Genomic DNA, 21,773 nt, shown 5'->3' on the forward strand with positions numbered 1-21,773 from the left:
TTTGAGCGCTCAAATAAACTTTACGAACACACACCTGATCTGTAAATGGAATAGAAAGGGGTGGAATAATTTGAAGGTTGAGAACAGATACGATGTGATTGTGGCTGGCGCTGGTCACAACGGATTAACCGCCGCCGCCTATTTGGCGCGCGCTGGCATGCGTGTTTTGGTGGTCGAAAAGAACGACTGGATCGGTGGCGCGGCAGTCAGCCGGTCGCTACACGAGGGTTGGACATACTCTAACTGCTCGTACGTTTGCTCTCTTCTGAGGCGCGAGATTTCCAGGGACCTCGAGCTTCCGAAATACGGACTTCAGGTTATTCCGTATGAAGGCGGCGCGAGCTTCACGCGCGATGGGGATTACTTCGCCTACTATTCCGATCACAACGCACTGAAGCGTGAGATGGCACGTCATTCTGAAAAAGATGCCGACGCCTATCGCCGCTATTCGCAAGCCATCATGAGGCAATGCCGTTTTATCCGTCCGTTTCTACTTCGGGACGCACCGGACCCCGCTTCTCTCCATCCGCGCGATCTCGGCGAACTGGCATACCTCGTAAAAAAAGCACATGGGCTGGGTAATCGGGAGCTTGGTGAAACGCTGAAATTCTGGACAATGTCCATTGGTGACTTCCTAGATGAATACTTCGAAAACGACCTGATTAAAGCCCATTTGGCAGGTTCAGGTATTATCGGAACCGGCCTCGGAGTGTACTCGCCCGGGACGGCCTACGTACTTCTTCATCACTACATGGGAGACATTGATGGCGGCATCGGTGCTTGGGGTTTCGCGCGCGGCGGGATGGGCGCGATTTCGAATGCGATTGCTGCCTCGTTCAAAGAGCACGGAGGTACGATTCACACAGGTTCAGGGGTTGAGAAAATCCTCAGCAAAGATGGACGCGTTGAAGGCGTAGCTCTCGAGGACGGCAAGGTTTTCTATGCCTCTGTCGTTGCCTCCAATATGGATATCAAACGCACTGTTCTGCACCATATTGACGCGGCCGAGTTACCGGATGACTTCACCAAGGCGGTGCGGAACTTCAAAATTCGGGGGTCTTCGGCGAAACTCAACATCGCACTTGATCGCTTTCCAAATTTCCCCGCAGCACCCGAGCACACCAGCTTCCTCAGGGGTGATTTGCATGTGTCGCAGAGCCTCCTTGAACTTGAAAAGGCCTACGATGATTGGAAAGTCGGGCGCTGGTCGGAAAAGCCTTATATCGACATGCTCATCCCTAGCCAGATTGATCCGACTATGGCGCCGACAGGTGCCCACATGATGACGGTTTTCGTCCAATATGCGCCTTATGACCTGGAAGTCGACGGCGTTAAATCGGCCGAGAATTGGGGCGAAAAGCAGCGCAACGCGATGGCAGAAACTGTACTCGACCAGATGTCTGTGGCGTGTCCCGACATTCGCGAGCGCGTTGTTCATATGGAAGTTCGCTCACCATTGGAAATTGAGCGCGAGGTCGGTCTGACAGAGGGCAACATTTTCCAAGGCGAACTGACTTTTGATCAGCTTTTCTTCAATCGGCCCGTCCCGGGTTGGTCGCAGTACAATTTACCTATCAAGGGGCTTTATTTGTGCGGGTCGTCCGCCCATCCCGGCGGAGGGGTTATGGGGGCCCCAGGTGCAAACGCTGCCCGCGCTATTCTCAGGAAAGAAACACGGCATGGCCGAATGAAGGGGTACGCCGCATGAGCCAATTTGATGCGATTGTCGTTGGCGGCGGTGTAAACGGCCTGATCGCCGGAACACTCCTTGGTCGACGCGGCAAGAATGTCTGTATCATTGAGAAATCCAACGGGTTCGGCGGCATGGCGTCTTATTCTGTGGACGGCGGCCCGACTCTCGCCCACTCGCTTTACAACCTGAGCCCGCGGGCCTTGGGTGATATCGGTATAGATACTCAACACCCTGTCCTGTCCGGCAAACCCGTCTCCACGGTCTCTCTGTCTGAGGATGGGCGGCACATCGTCTTCAAGAACGACGGTGTGTATTGGAGCGACGGGACGAAACATCCGGAATCAGATGCCTGGTCTGATCTGACACGCCAATTGATTACGTATGGAGACCTTTTGCGCCAACTCGCCGAGGCTCCACCTCCTGGGGGTCAAAAAGCCATCCTCTCCCGAGGTGGGCTGAATGAGTTTTTGCGTCTGGCAAAACTGGGCATCGGCCTGAAAAAGCTGGGCAAATATGAAATGCGGCGTTTCCTGCAGGTCGTCTTATCCAATGTCCACGACATTGTCCTAGATGACCTGTCGGAAGGACCGGTGGCTGGAATGCTTGCTGCTGATGCAATCTGGGGGACAGCCACTGGTCCAAGATCTCCGGGCACTGTGTTCAATCTGATCTATCGTTTGGGTCACGGAGGGACCATCACTCAACCAGCAGGCGGGATGTGCGCGCTAACCGATTTGATGGTGGAAGCTGCGCAAAAGGCAGGTTGCCTGCTGATGCCGGACACTGAAGTATCCCGCATTCTGTTGGACAACGATGCAGTCTCCGGAGTGGAAACCACCGATGGACGAACCATTGCCGCGCCTAATGTGCTCAGCAGCCTTGCCCCGAAACTAACAAGCCGAATGACCGGTCCCTCTGCCTTTGACATCGAAACGATGCGGCGAGTGCGAAATATACGGGCGCGTGGAACAACGGCTAAGGTCAATCTACGGCTCAAGGATAGCTCCGCCCTGCCCAGCCTGAGTGACGAATTGGCACACGAACGTCTGATCTATGCTCCTTCTGTGGAATACGTCGAAGCTGCGTTCAATCCGGCTAAGTATGGTCAAATGTCCAAAGCACTTGTGATTGAAGCTTTCAAAATGCAGACAGCCGACGGGGCAAGCTGGCTGTCAACCATAGTGCAATATGCGCCATCTGACCTTGAAGGCGGCTGGACTGAGACTGCAAAGGAACAGCTTGCGGAAATTGCAGTCGAAACTCTTAGCCGCGCCCTGCCCGGCTTGGGTGATCAAATTGCAGGTAAGCAGGTCATAACACCGGATAAAATCGAAAGCGCAACCGGAGCGCCCGGCGGGCACTGGCACCATGCAGAAATGTCTTTGGACCAGCTCCTGACACTTCGGCCCACGAACGGGATGTCCAGATACTCCATGGGGCCGAAAGGGCTGTTCCAATGCGGTGCAGCAACGCATCCCGGTGGCGACGTCATGGGCCTCGCTGGTCGCAATGCGGCCCTGGCGGCGCTGGAGGCTCAGCCATGAGCATCTTTACCGATCCAAAACTCGGTTTGATACCCGGGCCATTTCACAAAAAACTCGAAGAGCAAAATCGCGCACAAAATTGGTACGATTGGGCCGGTTATGCTGCCCCGGGTGTGCTGGACAGTGTCGAGTTCGAGTACTTCGCGCTGCGAAATCAGGCCTCTTTGTTTGATATCTCACCAATGCACAAGTACCGATTGACCGGGCCGGACACGACCGCGATGCTCAATCGCCTCGTGACACGGGACGTCCGAAAAATCAGCGTTGGTCGCGTGGGGTACGCGGTCTGGTGTGATGAAGAGGGTATGGTCATCGATGACGGGACTCTTTTCCATCTTGGCGACAACGATTGGCGCCTTTGTTGTCAGGAACAAATGCTGACATGGCTACTCGACGCTGCATGGGGTTTTGACGTTTCAGTAGTCGACGAAACTCACAGTGTTGCTGGACTTTCGCTGCAAGGGCCGACCTCTTATGCAGTTTTGGAAGCCGCTGGTTTAGATGTCAGCAAGCTGAAGCCATTCGATCTCGCTCAAATTGACCACAGTCTCATGATCTCGCGGACGGGTTTTACCGGTGATTTAGGTTACGAGCTCTGGTGCGACTGGGACAAGGCAGAAGCGCTTTGGGACAGAATTTGGAAAGGTGGCGAACATCAGGGACTGCGCGCCATTGGATACGAAGCTGTAAACTTGGCCCGCATCGAAGCCGGTTTTCTGACCGCAGGTGTGGATTTTCAACCGGTTCATGCGACCGAACGGTTGCACCGAGGCCAAACACCCTTCGAACTTGGTCTGGGTCGGCTCGTCGATTTCAACAAAGGTCATTTCAATGGCCGGCGAGAGCTGCTGTCCAAGCGAGAGAGTCCAAGAAACCTCCTCCTACGTTTCGATGTGGAAGGATTCAAACCCTCGGAAGGGTCGTTGATCTACAATCGACGCAAAAAAGAAGTTGGGCACATAACATCGGGAATTTGGTCGCCGACCGCCAAACGCAACATTGCGTTGGCACATGTCCGTATGCCGGATGCTGGCCGGTCATCTGGCTTAAAGGCTGAGATCTACACTCTGCAAGAAGGCAAATGGCGCACCAGGATGGCGCGCCTCACCCCTGTCACCAAAGCCTTTTTCGCACCGCCCCGCGCACGAGCTACGCCACCGGCCCGCACCTAAAGGAGAAGCAGACGTGAACACCCTAGGCAATACACCAACCGACGGCGACCTTGTCGCTTGGGATCGCGACCATCACCTACATCCTTGGGCCGGAACCGACGGCTTTGGGTCCGACGAGTACATGCGGGTAAATACAGCGGATGGTATCTACCTCTGGGATGCTGCCGGGAAGCGATATATTGATGGCCCTGGCGGAATGTGGTGCACACAGATCGGATACGGGCGTCAAGAGATGGCCGATACCATTTCCCAACAGGTTATGAAGATGCCCTATGCGTCGCCGTGGTCGTTTACGACCGAACCCGCGGCCGTTTTGGCGCGAATGATCGCGGAACGTACACCAGGCGATCTGAACACGGTGCACTTCACGACCGGTGGGTCTACCGCCGTTGACACCGCACTGAGGACCGCACTTTTCATGAACAAACGGCTTGGCCGACCGGAGAAGAGGATCGTGATCGGCCGGGAAAAAGGCTACCACGGATCAACCTTTCTCGCCGCGACTGTCACTGGAAAAGAACGTTTCGAAACAAGCTTTGAAAAAGCTCAGGATCTGGTGCGTTTTCTGCCCGACGTGAACCCCTACCACCGGCCAGAAGGCATAACAGTTGATGCATGGTGCGACGCCAAAGTTGCTGACCTTGAGAGCCTGATTGCTGACGTAGGCGCCGACCGTGTTGCCGCCTTTATCGCGGAACCGATCCTGTGTTCCGGTGGCGTGATCGTTCCACCTCCGGGTTATCACAAGCGCACGCTCGAAATTTGCCGGGCAAACGACATTCTGTACATTTCGGATGAAGTCGTAACCGGCTTTGGTAGGTTGGGACACTGGTTCGCCTCAGAAGACGTCTTTGGCATCGTCCCTGACATTATTACCTGCGCAAAAGGTTTAACCTCGGGCTATCTGCCGTTAGGTGCCTGCATAATCTCGGACGCAGTAATGAAACGCATTTCAGACGCACCGGGCGACGATGTTTTCTACAACGGCTACACATACTCCGGGCACCCTGTGAGCTGCGCGGCTGCCATTAAGAATATTGAAATCATGGAGCGCGAGGACATTCTAGGACACGTTCAACGCGTCACACCGCATTTCCAGGACCGCCTAAATCAAATAAAGGAGAAGTTTCCGATAGTTGGGGATGTGCGCGGTGACGGGCTCCTCGGGTGCATAGAATGTCGCCCTGGACTGAACGTCGAGAGTTACGAAGCGCATGTGAAGTTTGGACAGAAACTGGACGATGCGTGCGAGGAGATGGGACTCCTCTTGCGACCATTTGGAAACATGGCCGTGTTCTCGCCCCCTCTGATCATAACTCCGTCGCAGATAGACGAAATGTTCGACATCATGGAAGCTGGAATGGCGCAGGTCAGCAAGGACTACGCCGCATAACGGTCATCGCGTCCATTTAAAGTTCCAGTCAGATCAGGCAGGTTTCCGACCACGGATGTGATGCGGGCAATGCTCTCCGGTTTTCAACACTGGCTGCATAGCGTCCCAGATCTCGACCTGATGTTCAATAAACTCCGCACCATGACGAGCTTCCCAGTCGGCTCGGTTTGGCCCGGTCAATTCCTCCAACTCATCAGCTGATACCTGAGCATACCAAGCGTTGCGGTTGACTAACTCTACGTCTTCAAAGCCAGCCAGCTCCATAGCAGCTCGGTACTTTGAGGGCGACGCCATCTGAAACTCTAAGGCTTCCATCTTTACGTAGTGCGCCATTTCCGGTGACATCTCACCATCATGATTGGTCAGCCAGTCAGAAGCAGCGAAATAACCGCCTGGTTTGAGCACACGATAAGCTTCCGCAGCCATCGCTACTTTGTCGGGGATATGGATGATCGAGTCCTTCGAAAACACTACGTCAAAAGTACCATCTTCGAATGGCATTGGACCTGGAGTGACCTGTATGATATCGACCTTTCTCTCCAGATCCGCCTGCCCAACTCGCTCTTTCGCAGCCGCGCAAACCGGGGCCTCTACATCAATCCCCGTAACTCTAGCGGCGCCGAACTCCCGTGCCATCAACACTGCAATGGCCCCAGATCCGCATCCGATATCAAGGATATGCTTATCTTTCAGATCAATCCCTTTAACAACACGCGCAACTTCTTCAGGGCCTCCCGGTGAAAGAAACCCCTCTCCCCAGAGCTGCTCCAGAAAACTGATTGCCTGTTGGTCATATAGGATCTCGTCTGACATTGGATTCCCCCGCATCTGATTGTCAGTCAGTCACTGCAGTGAAACCTTTTCTCTCATCTCAGACAAGCTTTATCGCGAAATCGCAGGTCATAGATTCAGCTATAATTGAATGATCATTCAGTCAGTAGACAGCAAGTGATTTGGCTGGTATTCGGAGAAAAGAACGCCTAAAAGGATTTTCTCGCAATGGCTGAAACCTTACCGACGCATGCCCAAACCGTGATTATTGGTGGGGGGTCGATCGGCGCGAACACGACCTATCACTTGACTAAGCTTGGCCATACCGATGTTGTCGTTCTGGAACAGGGACAACTGACATCAGGGACCACTTGGCATGCCGCCGGCCTGATCGTAGCCGGCCTTCTCAAATCCGAAGCTGAGTGCGCTATCTACACGCACGGTCGAGACCTTTATGCGAAACTAGAGAAGGAAACCGGTATATCCACAGGTTTCCGCGACGTTGGATATCTTCAGATTGCAACCAATGAAGAACGCCTGCATGAGATGCGTCGCGTCGCAGCCTTCATGCGGCGTTTTGGGATAAACAACCACGAAGTCTCAGTAAAAGAAGCGCAGGATATGTTCCCTATAGGGGACCTCTCAGACGTCGTTGGAGCGTTCCTCATTCCGGAGGACGGTCGGGCCAACCCGGTGGACGTGACAATGTCTCTGACCAAGGGAGCCAAAAACAGAGGCGCACGTTTCTTTGAAGGTGTGCGGGTTAAAGAGATTTTAGCCAGGAACGGCACTGCGACCGGGGTCCGCACTGCGAACGGTCATACCATAACAGCCGAAAACGTTGTGATCTGCGGAGGCATGTGGTCTCGCCAACTTGGTGCAAAACACGGTGTAAATCTACCGCTCCAGGCGGCTGAACACTACTACCTGATAACGGAAAGTATCCCGGGCCTACCTCGCGATCTACCCGTTCTCGAAGACCCTTCCACCTACACTTATTACCGTGAAGAAGTCGGCGGGATGATGTTAGGGCTTTTTGAGCCCGGCGCTGCGGCTTGGAAGCTCGATGGTATCCCGGATGAATGGCAATTCGGAGAGATTGAACCAGATTGGGAACGTGTTGGGCCCGACCTAGAGAAAGCCTATTCGCGCGTGCCTGACACCATGAACTACGGTGTCAAAAAACTATTCTGCGGCCCTGAGAGCTTTACGCCTGATCTTGCCCCGCTTGTTGGCCCGACGCCTGAACTGCGCAATCTCTGGGTTGCATGTGGGATGAACTCACTTGGCATCCTGAATGGCGCGGGTACGGGAATGGTTTTGGCCCATTGGATGATGGACGGCTTGCCGCCCATCGATGTTACCGGCATCAACGTCAATCGCTTTTCCCGTGAAATGGCGACACCGGCCTTTCGACGCGACAGAACACCTGAGTTGCTGGGAAAGCTCTTTGGTCAGCACTACCACAATGAGAACTACAAAACGGCCAGAAACGTTAAGCGTTCAATGCTCTATGACCGTCTCAAAGCGGCCGGAGCCTTTTTCGGCGAAGGAAATGGTTGGGAACAACCTGATTGGTTTGCTCCGACGCCCGAAGAGGCCAAAGTCGAGAAATACAGTTGGCATCGCCAAAATTGGTTTGAATGGCACGCTGAAGAACACCGGGCAGCACGCGAGGATGTCATCGTAATGGACATGACATCAATGGCGTGTTTCAGCGTCGAAGGACCGGATGCCTGCGCCCTGCTCTCTCGCCTTTCCTGCAATGACGTTGATGTTGAACCCGGTCGCGTCGTCTACACGGCCTGGGTAAATGAACGGGGTGGGTTTGAGGCAGACCTTACGGTTACCCGGCTATCCGATCGGAAATACTGGGTCATCGTGGGAGAAAACTCGGCGGGTCATACCGAGATGCGCATGCGACGGCACGTCCTGGACAACGAGAACGTTGTTATAACAGACATCACCGCAGGGCGCTGCCAAATCAACGTTCACGGCCCAAAGTCGCGTGAACTATTGAGCAGAATATCCGGAGCTGATTTGTCGGACGAAGGTTTTCCCTTCATGACGGCGCGTGAAATTGACATCGGGTACGCCGTAGTTATGGCCTATCGCGTGACGTTTATTGGCGAACTCGGCTGGGAACTTCACGTACCGGCCACTCAGGCCATTCAGACCTACGATCTGATTATGGAAGCAGGTCGAGATCTGGGTGTTCGCAATGCTGGAATGCAAACTCTCAACTCCCTACGGCTAGAGAAGGCTTATCGTGATTTCGGAATTGACGTGGACAACACGGACAACCCAATTGAGGCCGGGCTTGGTTTTGCCGTCAAACTGGACAAACCCGGTGGCTTCATCGGTAGGGGAGCACTCGCCACGATCAAGGCGAAAGGCACGCCCAACAACAGGATGTTGCAGTTCCTGCTAAAAGACCCAGAGCCTCTCATGTACGGCAATGAGATGATTTATCTAAACGGCAATGAAGTCGGATATATTCAAGTTGGCGGATATGGGCACACGCTCGGCGCTGCCGTCGGCATTGGTTTCGCCGAGATTGACGAACCGTTGACCGCGGACATAGTCGCAACTGGGCATTGGCAGATCGAAATCGCAGACGAGAAATACGACGCGGCAGCCTCGTTAAAGCCGCTCTATGACCCCGGCATGCACAAAATAAAGTGCTGAAGCCATATTGTTCGATGCTTTCGCTCAGACTGGAAAGTGTTTTGGGAAGAACCGCGACAGCGAAAGCATGCAAACATCCCTGAATTCCCGACGATCAGCCACCTTTGGATACAGCATCAAACTTAGCCAGGCCCCGTCTGACATCGCCTCTACAGCACGGGCTGTTTTTTCTGGATCAAGATCGTCGTAGCCGCCGTCGGCAATCAATTCACCACATAGGTGCAAAATTCGATCATATCTTTCGTTGTCGTATTTATTGTGAATCTTCAGATAATTCGGCCGGTATTTTGCTTGCCCCCAAAAGGCAAACCAGACAGCTAAGCGCTTGTGAGTACAGATGCTCTTGTCAAAGTCCGCTTGAATAATCGCAGCCAGTCGATGTGCGGCTGTAGGTTCCGCAGCCTCATAGTATTTGAGCCAATTCTCATAATGTTCTTGCGCAAGGAAACCCAGCGCGGCGTCATACAAAGCTTCTTTGCTGTCGAAGTGATAATTCACCACGCCATGGGACAGATTGGCTGTTTCTGTCACGTGTTTAAGCGTCGTGTCAGAAAACCCGCGTTTCGAGATCGAGTCTATGGCGGCCATGATCAACTGTAAGCGACGAACTTCGGGAGGTTCGGTGCGTCGTTTTTTCTGAAGCTCATGCGTCTCCAATTTAACTCTCCTCTCGTTCAGCCATTTGCCTGTCCAACAAATCCGCCCTCTGTTGTCGGAACATAATTATTGCTGCGATAGCGACACAGATAGCGATCACAAGAATCATGATGGTTGCTAGCGCGTTGATGTCCGGCCTGAGACCCAGTCGAATGCGCGAAAAGATCAAAATTGGCAAGGTATTTGCGCCTGGGCCGGTAACAAAACTTGCTATGACCAAATCATCGAGAGACAGCGTGAAGGCCAGCAACCATCCGGAAATTAGTGCCGGCGTCAGCTGTGGGATCGTGATGGCCGTCAGAACTTTGAACGGTTTTGCGCCAAGATCGGCCGCCGCTTCTTCCAGTGTTTGCCCCACGCCGGTTAAGCGCGCCTGAATTGTCACCGCCACATAAGCCATGGAAAAGGTGATATGCGCGATCGTAATCGTCGCAAAACCGCGCTCAGCAGGCCATCCGATCAGCTGGTTCAACGAGATGAAGAAAACCAGCAAGGACAATCCGGTTATCACCTCGGGCATCACCAATGGCGCGACCAACATGCCGCCGAACAAGGTCCGCCCCTTGAACCGCCCAAAGCGCACCATCGCCAGACCTGCCAAGGTGCCAAGCGCTGTTGCAAAGGTAGCGTTCACAACGGCAATCTGAAGACTGAGCGAAACAGCACTCCAGACTTCGGCAGATTGAAAAAGCTCCTTGTACCAGCGTAACGACCATCCACCCCAAACCGGTACCAGCTTTGAATAGTTGAATGAGTAAATGACCAAAAGGATCATTGGGATGTAAAAGAATGCCAGTCCCAAGGTCAGCATGATGGTTAAGAAACGGGAGCGTTTGGCGTACATCTATTGCTCCTCCGCTGCTTTGCCTTGGTAGTGCTGGAAAACCATGATTGGCAGCACCAGTATGAACAGCAGAACAATCGCAACTGCAGCGGCCACTGGCCAATCGCTGTTTCTAGAGAACTCATTGTAGAGAACCCGCCCAATCATCTGCACGTTGCCGCCACCTAACAGATCGGGGATAACGTACTCGCCGGTCGCAGGGATAAAGACCAGCAGTGAACCAGCGACAATTCCGGGTATCGTCAGAGGCAATGTGATTTTGAAGAAAGTGTTCGTTGGTTTGGAACCAAGGTCGGCGGCCGCCTCGTTCAGGCTGTTGTCCAGCTTCTCCATATTCGCGTACAGCGGCAGGATCATGAACGGCATATAGGTGTAGACGATCCCGATATAGACGGCGAATTCCGTGTAAAGCATGCGGATCGGCTCATCGATCACCCCCAGCGCTATCAGAAGGTTGTTGATCGTGCCTTGATCCGCAAGCAGGCCCATCCACGAATAGACCCGCAACAAGAAAGACGTCCAAAACGGAAGAATGATTGCAAACAACAAGAGCGGCTTCGCGACCGGCCCCGATCGTACAATTGCATAGGCAATAGGGTAGCCAAACAAGAGGCACAAGAACGTACACGTTACTGAAATCTTGAGTGAATTTACGTAAGTGTCAAAGTACAGGCTGTCTTCCCAGATGTAGACAAAATTGTCGAAGACTAGGCGGATTGTCATGATCCCGTCGCCTGTCCACTCAATTAAACTTGTGAATGGCGGGCTCGCAATCGCCAGTTCAGCTAAGCTTATCTTTGCGACAATGAAGAATGGTGCCAGAAAGAATACAAGTAACCAGAAGAACGGTATGACGGTGACGATCTGACGCCATCTGCTCTGGATACACCGCATCACTAAACGGTTCATGGGTTGTCGTTCAACCTGCGGCGGTTCGGACATATCCTCGGTAAAATCCGTCATGAGTGGAGCAACATGGCGCTAGACGGATCCCAGCTGATATTCACCTTGTCTTCCCAGGTTAATCGCTGCGCAGCATGCGTCGGACGTGACTGGTTGGGCTGAGTGACGTCGAAGATTTCGCCATTGGGAAGCCTTACTTTGTAGATCGATGTCTCTCCCAAATACCCAACATCGTCGATAACGGCCGCTGTCTGGTTCGCGCCCTCAGCAATTGTATCAGATTTCTCAAGTCGAATTTTCTCGGGCCTCAGCGCAACCCAAATCTTGCTGCCAGCCTTAACAGAATGACCGTGATCAATATAAACTTCGCAGAACTCGGTTTCGACCCGAACATGGTCGGCCCCATCCTCGGTCACCCTGCCCTCAAAAATATTTGCTGACCCGATAAAGTCAGCCACAAAGCGGGACTCTGGAAACTCGTAGATCTCTGTCGGAGTTCCAATCTGTTTGAAGCGACCTGCGTCCATAACGGCCATTCGCGAAGACAAGGTCATTGCTTCTTCCTGATCGTGAGTTACGACGATGAACGTGACGCCGACCTTGTCCTGAATGTTGGCAAGCTCAAACTGCGTTTGCTTGCGCAGTTTTTTGTCCAGAGCAGCCAAAGGTTCATCCAAGAGCAGCAACTTGGGACGTTTGACCAAGGCCCGCGCCAATGCAACACGCTGGCGTTGCCCACCGGACAGTTGTTTAGGTTTTCTCTTTTTGAAGTCTTCCAACTCAACAAGCTTGAGGATGTCGTGAACTCTGTCCGCAATGTCTAGCTTGGGGACATGGTCTTGCTCCAACCCGAAAGCCACGTTTTTTTCGACGGTCATATGCGGAAACAGCGCATAGCTTTGGAACATCATATTGGTCGGACGTTCGTAGGCTGGCACATCGGCCATATCGACTCCGTCGATAGTGATTGTACCACTGTTCAAATCCTCAAACCCAGCAAGCATTCGAAGTAGTGTCGACTTTCCACATCCAGATCCGCCTAAAAGGCAGAATAACTCTCCTTTGTAGATATCCAGATCAACGTTATCGACAGCAGTCACTGCACCGTATTTTTTGGTTACGCCTCTGATTTTGACCAGAGGTTCCTGTTCTTTTTGATCGAGCCATGGTTCTGGGCTGACAGCCGTGGAAACAGTCAATTTGGGCCTCTTAGTCTGCCAGTCGGGATCTGGGGATGCAGTAGCGAACCGGTCTGGTCCGCTACTTCATTTGCCAGTGTGAGTGGATTTAGTTTCCGGCCTTAAAGTCAGTCCAGGTACGTGTCTGCAAGCGCTCGACCTTGGGAGGAAGAACGGCAGTCGTGTACATCTTGGCAACCTGATCCGATGTTGGGAACGCGGCTGGGCTGGAGGTTACAGCCTCATCAACCATGGGCTTGGCCGTCAGGTTGGCGGTCGCATACCAGGTGAAGTTACTATCATTGGCCGCAACCTCGGGGCGCATCATATAGTTCAGGAAAAGATGAGCGTCTTCTTTGTTCGCGGCGTCTTCCGGGATCAGCCAACCATCAATCCACAGCTGCGCTGTACGATCACCTTCGGGCAGGAAGAAGTCTAGCACGACACCAGTGTCGGCTTCCGCTGCGCCAGACATGGCAAGGAGACCGTCAGGGCCCCATGTGGTTGAGACACAGAACTCTTTCTGAGGCATCCGTTGATAAGCATAGTTATCGAAGGTTTTGATGTATGGCCTGATTTCCGCCAACATCTCCCCAACCTTCTCATAGTCTTCCTTGTTTGTGGAGTTCGCATCCAGGCCCATATGCGCTAAAGCCATCGGAATGATGTCGCCCGGGGAATCCAGGAATGAAACTCCACACTTGGACAGCTCTTTCATGTGAACAGGATCGAAAACCATATCCATCGAGCCTATGGGGGCATCTGGATACGTCTCTTTCACCAATTCTTCGTTGTATGTGACGCCGTGCGTTCCCCACATATAAGGAATGAAGTGTTGGTTGCCTGGATCCCATTCACTTGACAACTGCTCCATGATCGCCGGGTCGATGTGCTTGATATTGTCCAGCTTCGACATATCCAACGGCGCAACAATTCCCGCCTTAATCAGCCGAGCCGTATCACTGCCGGCATGACTAACCACATCATATCCGCTGTTTCCCGCGAGTAGCTTGGCATCAATTGCTTCGGCAGAGTCATACGGATCATAGATAACCTTGATGCCGTATTCTTTTTCGAAGTTCTCGATTGTGTCTTCAGCGATGTACTCTCCCCAATTCGTAACCTTCAACACGCGCTCTTGCGCGTAAGCCGATCCCGAAATTGCAGTAGCAGTTGCTGCTAAAACTGTAATTCCGGCGATTTTTCTGATTGAGTTCATAACTTCGCTTCCTCTCCCTGAGTGGTGGCTGAATTTGTCTTGCCTTGTTTGCTAGTCTGTCTTCTCGAATGATCGCGCCTGCGTTGCGGGCGCGATCACCAAGCACCCCATTCCCCCAAGTCGCTATGTTTTTATCTGACTGGTCATTCAGAACGGTAGTCCGCTGAAATCTGCACTGTCAAGCTTGGCTGAATGAATTTTGATCATATCTCTACATATCACTGGTTTTGCACCTGATTTGAGCAGGTAAATCGAAAACCATCGACCAAGGAAACCTCACAGGCGTGACTAGCAGCACATTTCTGAATGATCATTCAGTCAGAAAAAGTTGACGAGCAAGTCAATTTAAGCGACACCTACACTCAGTCGAAGAGTGGCGGATCCAGCAAGGCCAAATTTTCACTCCTGGATACTGTCCCCATCTGAGACCCAAACTGACCAAACCAAAACTATGCGGGTTGTTCCGATGCGCGACGAAGTAAGAAACACAGAAATTCCTACCAATTGGGACCGTCGCGGGTTGCCCGGTTGGTGCTATCACAGCAATGCCCTTCTTGAACTTGAGAAGAGCGAACTTTTCAAAACGCATTGGCAAATCGCGTGCCATGTTTCGGATGTTCCGGAGCCCGGTAGTTTTCTATGTTTTGACATGTGCGGTGAGCGCGCCCTGATCTTGAAGGACAGCAACTCGGACATCCGCGCGTTTCTAAACGTTTGTCGTCACCGCGGTTCTCGGCTGGTCTCGAAAGAGCAAGGAAAATGTGCAAACGCTCTAGTCTGCCCATTTCACGGCTGGGTTTACAATCTTGATGGAACGCTACGCGGCGCCGCCCGTCCGGAGTCGTTCCCCGATCTAGACAAGCACGAGTTTGGCCTGAAAGAGATCGAAATGGAAATCTGGCAGGGTTTTGTCTTCGTCCGATTCAAACCCGGACCCCAGCCATCAGTAGCCGAACTGCTAGCCCCGATTGAACAGGAAGTCTCTGCCTACAAAATGGCCGAACATGTCCCGACGGATGGAATCTGGACCGAGGAGACTCCTGTAAACTGGAAATCGATCAGAGATGTCGACAACGAAGGGTATCATGTCCCGCTCGCGCACCCTGCCCTTCAGGATCTGTATGGTTCGACCTATTCAGACGAACCATATGTCGATGGTGTCTCACGTTCTGACGGAAAATTCACTCCGACAAAGGGCCGGAGGTGGGCCGTCCGCAACTACAAGAAATTCACTAGACCACAGCCTCACCTGCCGGAACACTTGCACAAAACCTGGCTTTACTACGGCATTTTTCCAAATGCGGTAATAGCCGTCACACCTGAGACGACTCTCTTTTATCAAGAGTTTCCGATCACGACGGATAAATCCACTCTACGGAGCGCGACATACCGAAACCCGAACGAAGACCGCCAACAAAGAGCGGCACGCTACCTTGCCGCCCGGATTGATCGAGAGACAGTGGAAGAAGATATTCAGCTCACGATATGGTCCAACGAAGCCATGGCTTCGGAGGCGTTTGAAGGCTTCTATCTTTCTGATCTCGAGTACGGCGTGCGCTCTCATCATGACCATCTCAGGAACATTCTGCCAATCTACAACTCTGAATCAGCGCCTGGAGAAGATGAAGTTGCCGCGTTGAATGATGCGATGTCCGCTGAGCCGAAATCGTGACTAAAGGTATATTCAAAGTGGAGGAAGCAGAAGCTCAAACGCAGTTCCTGGTAACAGCCATCGGAAAACCTGGCTCTGGCGCCACAAGATATGCTGCCGCGATGTATTTTTTTAAGAGCGGCGAGCTTTCTGCCGAGATGCTGGAAATCTACCGAAGATGCAGCAAGCTTGACACGGAAGATCCGCTCGATCTGGCTAGATACGAGGGCGTTTCAATTCCAGAATTCGTTTGCAATCTAAACTCAAGAACCAATCAATGACTGCTTCCGCGCAAACGACAAAATCCTTGGATAACTCAAATCCTTGTAAATTCTCAAAATGTAAGGAAAGCGCAAACCCACTCCGAAAACCATCTCTCATGCCAATCTCATTTCTGGAGCGAAAGCATTGAAAGTTCACGACTTTGACGTCGTTGTCGTTGGCGCCGGAGCAGCAGGAATTGCAGCTACTCACGCTCTCAAATCCGCGGGACTCTCAGTAGTCTGCATCGAGGCATCCAACCGCGTCGGGGGGCGCACACACACGGACACGGAAATCTTTGGCGTCCCGTTCGACATGGGTGCGCACTGGATGCATACCGAACATGCAAACGCTCTGAAAGCTCCAGGTCTCGCACTCGGCCTTGATCTCTATGCAGCCCCAGACAACGCGGTGACATATGGCTTGGAGGATGACGCTGTTCTGTGGGACGAAGTCGACGAGCTTCATAGCGCGATCACTGAAGCGGCGCGCATCGATGCAGAAATTGAAGCAAGTACCGGAATTTCAACAGACCGGTCCTTGGCAGACATTTGGCAGAACAAAGGGCATTGGTCGTTCACGGCAGCGATGACATTTGCCTTGTCGATTGCCAGAGATTTGCCGGATACATCTCTGCGAGACATCAGTGCCTGGGAGGGCGGAGACGATTGGTTTTGTCGCGAAGGCTTCGGACACCTAATTGCATGCACTGCAAAGGGGCTGCCAATTAAATTGGCCACTCCGGTCACAGAAATAAAATCTCTCACTGAAGGGGTGCAGATAACTACGGCCACTGGCAAGATCAAAGCTCGAACCGTAATTGTTACAGTTTCCGTCGGCGTCCTAGCCGAAGACATCATCCACTTTGATCCCCCGCTAGAATCCGACCGACGCTCAGCGCTCGAGCTCATCACTATGGGAGACTACAATCACGCTGGCCTCCTTTTCCGCTCCGGAGCTTTGCCAGTGCAACCCGATACTTGGTTGACGTACCACTTAGAACCCGACGCCAACGGGGTAGCCCGCGGAGGCGGTTTTCTTTGCAACATCGCAAACACCGGCCTTACCAGCTTTGAAAGTTCTGGAAGCTTTTCCAGACTTTTGCAGGACGCGGGGCCTGAAAGCGCCATAGAGCACGCGCTCGAAACATTGGTTGGCTTTTTCGGCACAACAGTCAGAAAAGCCTTCATCAAAGGCCACGCTACCGCTTGGCGAAATGAACCCTATGTGCGTGGTTCTTACGCTGGAGCCAAGCCGGGAGGCCACAACAAACGCGCTGTCTTACGCCAGTCTCATGCTGAGCGGGTGCACTTCGCCGGTGAAGCTACACATCCTAACCAACAATGCTCGGTCAGCGGAGCCCACCTAGAAGGATTAAGGGCCGCGGAAGATGTGTTGGCGCAGCTACGCTGAACACCTGGCGATCAACTTGCTCCAGCAAGTGGAACAGTCTTAGAATTTCGAATGAACCTTTGACTATAAGTCACAAGGCCAAGTTCATCTTTCGCATGCTCCGCGACCAGTTCAGGGTAAGCTATCCGGTCACAGAAAGATGATAAGAAATTGAAAGTTTTGAAGAACAAAAGCTGACCATGTTTCAGCGGGGTGGCTCGATGGGGACCAGATACTCTCTGTCTTGAGCAGTTTTCCTGGATGTCCGCTAAAGAACGGAACCAGACTTTGTGTCGTAAAACGACTATGTCTGCTGTGCGGACAAAGCTGCCATCCATCGCCATTGATGCAATGTCCGCTTCCAGTCGAAACACTCAGCTATTCCTTGGATCAGAGTTCCTTTGCACAGACACGAAGTTACCCAGATTTGGCAAATCATCAGGTTCAAGTGCTGAAGCGATACAAGTGACAACTCAAAGTTACCTGGCCTCTTTGATCTTAGAAGACTTGTGCTGGAGCAGATTGCGGAATTGATCCAGCGAGCCGATGCGGAAAAGCTTTTCGAGGCAGATTTCAGTGTGAAAAGGTTGCCAAGTTAATTCCGACTGTCCACATTGGCTTGGAAACGCCCTATCGCTAGGTGGGATACTTGGGTAAGTCCGCACAACCAACGTACTCGGAAGACGTAGCTGGGGCTATTCGGGCCGTAGGGACGTCCAACTTTATGCCAGAGTTGTTGAACCTCATGCGCGGAGCAGCTTCGTTCAAGGGCGCGTTTGTCAGCCTTCTGAACCCAGGAAAAGCGCCCGAACATGTCTATGACAATGTACGTGCAGAACGCCGCTCGGTCGTTGTGGACCGATGGCTTGATCGCGCTTGGTTGCTGGACCCATTTGTTGTTCGTTTCATCGGTGAACGCCACGAACCGGTGATGGTGCTGAGAGATGTGGCGCCAGACAGGTTTGCCAACTCCGACTACTTTCGCATCTACTACAAGACCCTGTTTCTAAGAGATGAGATGGGGGTTTTCGTGACAATTGCCAACGGCACCTTGTTTCTTTCCCTCGGTCCCTCGGAGGGAAGAACCCGGTTCTCCCGGCGGGATGTCGAAAGGCTAACGGATCTACATCCAATAATATCGGCGCTTTGCGAGCAGCACTTTCATCGCACCCCCTCATCAGGCCAGTTCGAAGATAGCGAGGTCGATTTCGATGGGGTGATCGACAAGGTTTGCAAGGGTTTGACACAGCGGGAGATCGAGGTGGTGCAATCCCTTTTGCGCGGGCACTCGACGCGGTCGATAGCACTTTTGCTGGACGTTTCCCCTTCGACGATCAAAGTGCATCGCAAGAACATCTACCGAAAGCTGGGGATTTCTTCTCAATCTGCCCTGTTTTCGATGTTCCTGCATTCGACCAACGACTAGGCCTACCCCTTTGGGGGTACAAGTCACCCCGCCCTTTGGAGGTATTCACAGGTTCGGTCTCATGGCTCTAGGCTGATTCTGCATACCAACAAGTGCAGGTGTCTGGATCAGACCATGATCGACGTAAAGAATGTGACAAAACGCTTTGGCGAAGGCCAAGCGGCCGTAACGGCTCTGGGAGACGTGTCGCTGACCATTCCCGAAGGAAGCTTTTTCACGCTTTTGGGCCCGTCGGGTTGTGGCAAGACGACGCTTTTGCGATTGATCGCCGGGTTCGAGCTTCCGACCGAAGGCGAGATTACACTGGATGGCGAGTCGATCGGCCATTTGGCTCCAAACAATCGCCCCGTGAATACAGTGTTCCAGAACTATGCGCTGTTTCCCCACATGAGCGTGGCCCGCAACGTTGGGTTTGGCCTTGAGATGCTGAAGAGGCCCAAGGCCGAAATCGACAGCACCATCAACGAGATGCTGGATCTGGTCCAGCTCGGAGAGTTTGCAACGCGTCGTGTAGATCAGTTGTCAGGCGGGCAGCAGCAACGCGTGGCTTTGGCGCGCGCGCTGGCGCCGCGTCCCAAGGTTCTTCTTCTTGATGAGCCACTTTCTGCGCTGGACCTGAAACTTCGAAAAGGGATGCAGAGCGAGTTGAAGCGGCTGCAGCATGAGACAGGCATTACCTTTGTCTTTGTCACCCATGACCAAGGTGAAGCGCTGGCAATGTCGGACCAGATCGCAGTGATGTCGGCAGGTGCGATACGCCAAGTTGGCACACCGGAAGAGATCTACACAGCTCCACAAAGCAGGTTCGTCGCGGACTTTATTGGCGACACCAATATCGTGCATGCGACGTTGCTTGGCTTTGACGGGGATGCGGCAAAAATCCAATTTGGCGAGGGTTCACCACTCACGGTTCATACAGCCAGCACCTCGCTCACACCCGGCCCCGTGCATGTGGCTCTACGCCCTGAAACCATCCGCGTGGTTGATGAGAGTGCAGAGACGGCGCTCTTGCGAGGTGAGGTCGTAGACAGCATCTATTTCGGGGCCGGGTCACAGATGCTCGTGCTGTTGGAAGATGGCGTCAGCGTTCATGTCCAGGTTTCCACCCCACGCCCCGTCGGATCGCGGGTTGGCCTCGAATGTGACACCTCCATGCTGCACGTACTGGAAGACTGATGAGTGCCGCTGCACATATCTCGCGCACCGACGCCGAAACGAGATTGCGCGCGGCCCAAGAAGAACGCGCGCGTCAAAGGCGCAGAACGCGGCTCTTCCTGCTGACCCCAGCACTCGGGATCATTGGCATCTTTGGTCTGTTCCCGCTCTCGATTGCCCTGGTTTACTCGTTTCTTGAGCCCGGAACATACGGCGGCGTTGAATGGGTGTTCTCCTACGACGCCTACGTGCAGTTCCTTTTCGAGAGGGACATCTTTGATGATACGCTGAGCTTCAACAGCGCCTATCTGCAAATCTTCGGGCGCTCCTTTGGTCTCGCCATCACCACCATGATTGGCACCCTGATCCTCGGGTTTCCCGTGGCCTACTTCATTGCGGCCCGCCCTCCGGAGCAACGCAATTTCTGGCTCTTCGCCATCACGCTGCCGTTCTGGACCAACCTCTTGATCCGTACCTACTCGATGCTTTTGATCGTACGGGACGAGGGCTTTGTGAACCTGATGCTGATGAAGATCGGCCTGATCAGCGAACCGCTTGAGATGTTGTACACCGACGGCGCGGTACTTGCCGGGCTGGTCTACAGCTACCTGCCATTCATGATCCTCCCGATCTATGCCTCGCTCGAGAAGTTCGATTTTTCGCTGCTTGAGGCCGGACATGACCTCTATGCGACGCGTACGCAGGTTTTCCGCCACATCATCATCCCGATTACCCGCCCGGGCATCGTCGCAGGCTGCGTGCTGGTGCTGATCCCGGCGCTCGGGGCCTACATCACGCCGGAACTGTTGGGCGGTGGCAAGAAACTGATGATCGGCAACCTGATCGCCTTGCAATTCGGGTCGGGGCGCAATTGGCCCTTTGGGGCCGCGGCAGCGCTGATCCTGATGGCAGTTGTGTTGATCGCGCTCCTTGTCAGCCTGCGGGCAGGTGCTTCGAAGGAGGGTGGAAATGGATAAACTGCTGTCGATCTTCCGCCCGTCGACCGGGTCTCGCGAGTTGCGCAGGCAACCCCTGTTTACTGGCATGTCCTGGCTGGTTCTGTTGTTCCTCTACGCACCAATTGCCGTACTGGTCGTGTTCTCTTTCAACGACAACCGCTCTGTTGTGCGGTGGACCGAGTTCAGCTTGCGCTGGTACGCGGCAGCCTTGGAAAACGACGACATCCGGCGTTCGGCGATGATCTCTATTCAGGTTGCGCTCACGGCGACCGTGTTTTCCACCATCATTGCCACAATGGCAGCATTGGCAACAACGCGCGGGGGCGTCTATCGCGGTCGCTCTGCGGCCATCGCGCTCATAAACCAACCCCTGATGATCCCCGAGATTGTCACGGCGATTGCCACGCTGGCCTTCTTTTCGATCCTGCGCCAGCTCACGGGGGTAACCGGGATCGGCTGGCTGATCCTCGCCCACACGGTTTTCTGCGTGCCCTTTGCTTACATGCCGATCCGCGCACGTTTGTCAGATATGTCCGTGACCTATGAAGCCGCCGCTGCGGATTTGTACGCAACACCCTGGCAAACATTCCGCCATGTGACGCTGCCGCTCCTGATGCCCGGAGTCATGGCGGGCGCCATGCTGGCCTTTGTCGTATCGCTGGATGACGTGATCATCACGCTTCTGGTGGCCGGCCCGGGCGAGACCACTTTGCCTATCTACATCCTCGGCCAGATCCGTCGTGGCGTGACGCCAGAGGTCAACGCCGTCTCGACAATCCTGATCGGGCTGACCGTGGCCATGGTCACGCTCACCTTCTTTCTGCAACGCAAACGAAAATAACAAGAAGCCCGCGTCGGTGCGGGACG

18 protein-coding genes are annotated in these 21,773 nt (G+C 53.4%); 12 read left to right on the plus strand and 6 right to left on the minus strand.

Features of this window, described 5'->3' with window-relative positions; genetic code table 11:
• The first annotated feature begins 70 nt into the window (after positions 1-70).
• The 4 genes from GOV53_RS04560 to GOV53_RS04575 are packed head-to-tail and all read left to right on the plus strand — an operon-like array spanning position 71 to position 5,802.
• Entirely contained in the window at positions 71-1,708 is a 1,638-nt protein-coding gene (locus tag GOV53_RS04560) for a phytoene desaturase family protein (RefSeq protein WP_170464486.1), read from the plus strand.
• Positions 1,705-3,237, plus strand: coding sequence for a phytoene desaturase family protein (locus tag GOV53_RS04565; protein WP_170425525.1), 1,533 nt, complete (start codon positions 1,705-1,707; stop codon positions 3,235-3,237). Before GOV53_RS04560 ends, GOV53_RS04565 begins: the two co-directional genes overlap by 4 nt.
• A complete protein-coding gene (locus GOV53_RS04570; RefSeq protein ID WP_170464487.1) occupies positions 3,234-4,409 on the plus strand; it encodes an aminomethyltransferase family protein in 1,176 nt (391 codons plus the stop codon). The genes GOV53_RS04565 and GOV53_RS04570 overlap by 4 nt, the downstream gene beginning before the upstream one ends.
• A gap of 13 nt (positions 4,410-4,422) precedes the next feature.
• Positions 4,423-5,802 (plus strand): aminotransferase, encoded by a 1,380-nt coding sequence (locus tag GOV53_RS04575; RefSeq protein ID WP_170425531.1) that lies wholly within the window; start codon positions 4,423-4,425, stop codon positions 5,800-5,802.
• A 33-nt stretch (positions 5,803-5,835) separates the two neighbouring features.
• Here the strand turns inward: GOV53_RS04575 and GOV53_RS04580 are convergent, their stop codons facing one another.
• A complete protein-coding gene (locus GOV53_RS04580; RefSeq protein ID WP_170464488.1) occupies positions 5,836-6,615 on the minus strand; it encodes a class I SAM-dependent methyltransferase in 780 nt (259 codons plus the stop codon).
• Between the two features lie 186 nt (positions 6,616-6,801).
• Here GOV53_RS04580 and GOV53_RS04585 point away from each other — a divergent pair, with 186 nt between their 5' ends.
• A complete protein-coding gene (locus tag GOV53_RS04585; protein WP_170464489.1) occupies positions 6,802-9,261 on the plus strand; it encodes a GcvT family protein in 2,460 nt (819 codons plus the stop codon).
• 24 nt (positions 9,262-9,285) lie between these two features.
• Here GOV53_RS04585 and GOV53_RS04590 read toward each other — a convergent pair whose 3' ends face one another.
• The 5 genes from GOV53_RS04590 to GOV53_RS04610 all read right to left on the minus strand — a co-directional run bounded on the left by GOV53_RS04590 (position 9,286) and on the right by GOV53_RS04610 (position 14,062).
• The gene (locus tag GOV53_RS04590; protein WP_170464490.1) at positions 9,286-9,918 is read right to left on the minus strand and encodes a TetR/AcrR family transcriptional regulator; all 633 of its coding nucleotides are present in this window, start codon (positions 9,916-9,918) and stop codon (positions 9,286-9,288) included.
• Position 9,919: 1 nt separating this feature from the next.
• Complete coding sequence (locus GOV53_RS04595; RefSeq protein WP_170352665.1) at positions 9,920-10,762, minus strand: ABC transporter permease subunit; 843 nt, start codon at positions 10,760-10,762, stop codon at positions 9,920-9,922.
• Complete coding sequence (locus GOV53_RS04600; RefSeq protein WP_254439187.1) at positions 10,763-11,671, minus strand: ABC transporter permease subunit; 909 nt, start codon at positions 11,669-11,671, stop codon at positions 10,763-10,765.
• A 50-nt stretch (positions 11,672-11,721) separates the two neighbouring features.
• Positions 11,722-12,864 (minus strand): ABC transporter ATP-binding protein, encoded by a 1,143-nt coding sequence (locus tag GOV53_RS04605; protein ID WP_170425545.1) that lies wholly within the window; start codon positions 12,862-12,864, stop codon positions 11,722-11,724.
• A gap of 88 nt (positions 12,865-12,952) precedes the next feature.
• Positions 12,953-14,062 carry an extracellular solute-binding protein gene (locus GOV53_RS04610; protein WP_170464492.1) on the minus strand — a complete coding sequence of 370 codons (1,110 nt, stop codon included), beginning with the start codon at positions 14,060-14,062 and terminating at the stop codon, positions 12,953-12,955.
• Between the two features lie 466 nt (positions 14,063-14,528).
• Here GOV53_RS04610 and GOV53_RS04615 point away from each other — a divergent pair, with 466 nt between their 5' ends.
• From GOV53_RS04615 to GOV53_RS04645, 7 genes are all read left to right on the plus strand, one after another.
• Positions 14,529-15,734 (plus strand): aromatic ring-hydroxylating oxygenase subunit alpha, encoded by a 1,206-nt coding sequence (locus GOV53_RS04615; RefSeq protein WP_170464493.1) that lies wholly within the window; start codon positions 14,529-14,531, stop codon positions 15,732-15,734.
• Positions 15,731-15,994: a hypothetical protein gene (locus GOV53_RS04620; protein ID WP_348540225.1), complete on the plus strand. Its 264-nt coding sequence runs from the start codon at positions 15,731-15,733 to the stop codon at positions 15,992-15,994. The genes GOV53_RS04615 and GOV53_RS04620 overlap by 4 nt, the downstream gene beginning before the upstream one ends.
• Before the next feature lie 127 nt (positions 15,995-16,121).
• The gene (locus GOV53_RS04625) at positions 16,122-17,387 is read left to right on the plus strand and encodes a flavin monoamine oxidase family protein (RefSeq protein WP_170464494.1); all 1,266 of its coding nucleotides are present in this window, start codon (positions 16,122-16,124) and stop codon (positions 17,385-17,387) included.
• A 628-nt stretch (positions 17,388-18,015) separates the two neighbouring features.
• Positions 18,016-18,792, plus strand: a complete 777-nt coding sequence (locus GOV53_RS04630; protein WP_170352659.1) for a helix-turn-helix transcriptional regulator — start codon at positions 18,016-18,018, stop codon at positions 18,790-18,792.
• Positions 18,793-18,906: 114 nt separating this feature from the next.
• Complete coding sequence (locus tag GOV53_RS04635; protein WP_170352658.1) at positions 18,907-19,968, plus strand: ABC transporter ATP-binding protein; 1,062 nt, start codon at positions 18,907-18,909, stop codon at positions 19,966-19,968.
• Entirely contained in the window at positions 19,968-20,924 is a 957-nt protein-coding gene (locus GOV53_RS04640; protein WP_170352657.1) for an ABC transporter permease, read from the plus strand. The genes GOV53_RS04635 and GOV53_RS04640 overlap by 1 nt, the downstream gene beginning before the upstream one ends.
• Positions 20,917-21,747: an ABC transporter permease gene (locus GOV53_RS04645; RefSeq protein ID WP_170464495.1), complete on the plus strand. Its 831-nt coding sequence runs from the start codon at positions 20,917-20,919 to the stop codon at positions 21,745-21,747. The genes GOV53_RS04640 and GOV53_RS04645 overlap by 8 nt, the downstream gene beginning before the upstream one ends.
• The last annotated feature ends 26 nt before the right edge of the window (positions 21,748-21,773 follow it).

It is taken from the genome of Ruegeria arenilitoris (assembly GCF_013035315.1).
Classification (GTDB): Bacteria; Pseudomonadota; Alphaproteobacteria; order Rhodobacterales; family Rhodobacteraceae; genus Ruegeria; species Ruegeria arenilitoris_D.

Coding starts and splice junctions, on each gene's coding strand:
- GOV53_RS04565 (WP_170425525.1), top strand. CDS start 1,705: ATGAGCCAATTTGATGCGATTGTCGTTGGCGGCGGTGTAAACGGCCTG.
- GOV53_RS04570 (WP_170464487.1), top strand. CDS start 3,234: ATGAGCATCTTTACCGATCCAAAACTCGGTTTGATACCCGGGCCATTT.
- GOV53_RS04580 (WP_170464488.1), bottom strand. CDS start 6,615: ATGTCAGACGAGATCCTATATGACCAACAGGCAATCAGTTTTCTGGAG.
- GOV53_RS04585 (WP_170464489.1), top strand. CDS start 6,802: ATGGCTGAAACCTTACCGACGCATGCCCAAACCGTGATTATTGGTGGG.
- GOV53_RS04595 (WP_170352665.1), bottom strand. CDS start 10,762: ATGTACGCCAAACGCTCCCGTTTCTTAACCATCATGCTGACCTTGGGA.
- GOV53_RS04600 (WP_254439187.1), bottom strand. CDS start 11,671: ATGAACCGTTTAGTGATGCGGTGTATCCAGAGCAGATGGCGTCAGATC.
- GOV53_RS04610 (WP_170464492.1), bottom strand. CDS start 14,062: ATGAACTCAATCAGAAAAATCGCCGGAATTACAGTTTTAGCAGCAACT.
- GOV53_RS04615 (WP_170464493.1), top strand. CDS start 14,529: ATGCGCGACGAAGTAAGAAACACAGAAATTCCTACCAATTGGGACCGT.
- GOV53_RS04635 (WP_170352658.1), top strand. CDS start 18,907: ATGATCGACGTAAAGAATGTGACAAAACGCTTTGGCGAAGGCCAAGCG.
- GOV53_RS04640 (WP_170352657.1), top strand. CDS start 19,968: ATGAGTGCCGCTGCACATATCTCGCGCACCGACGCCGAAACGAGATTG.
- GOV53_RS04645 (WP_170464495.1), top strand. CDS start 20,917: ATGGATAAACTGCTGTCGATCTTCCGCCCGTCGACCGGGTCTCGCGAG.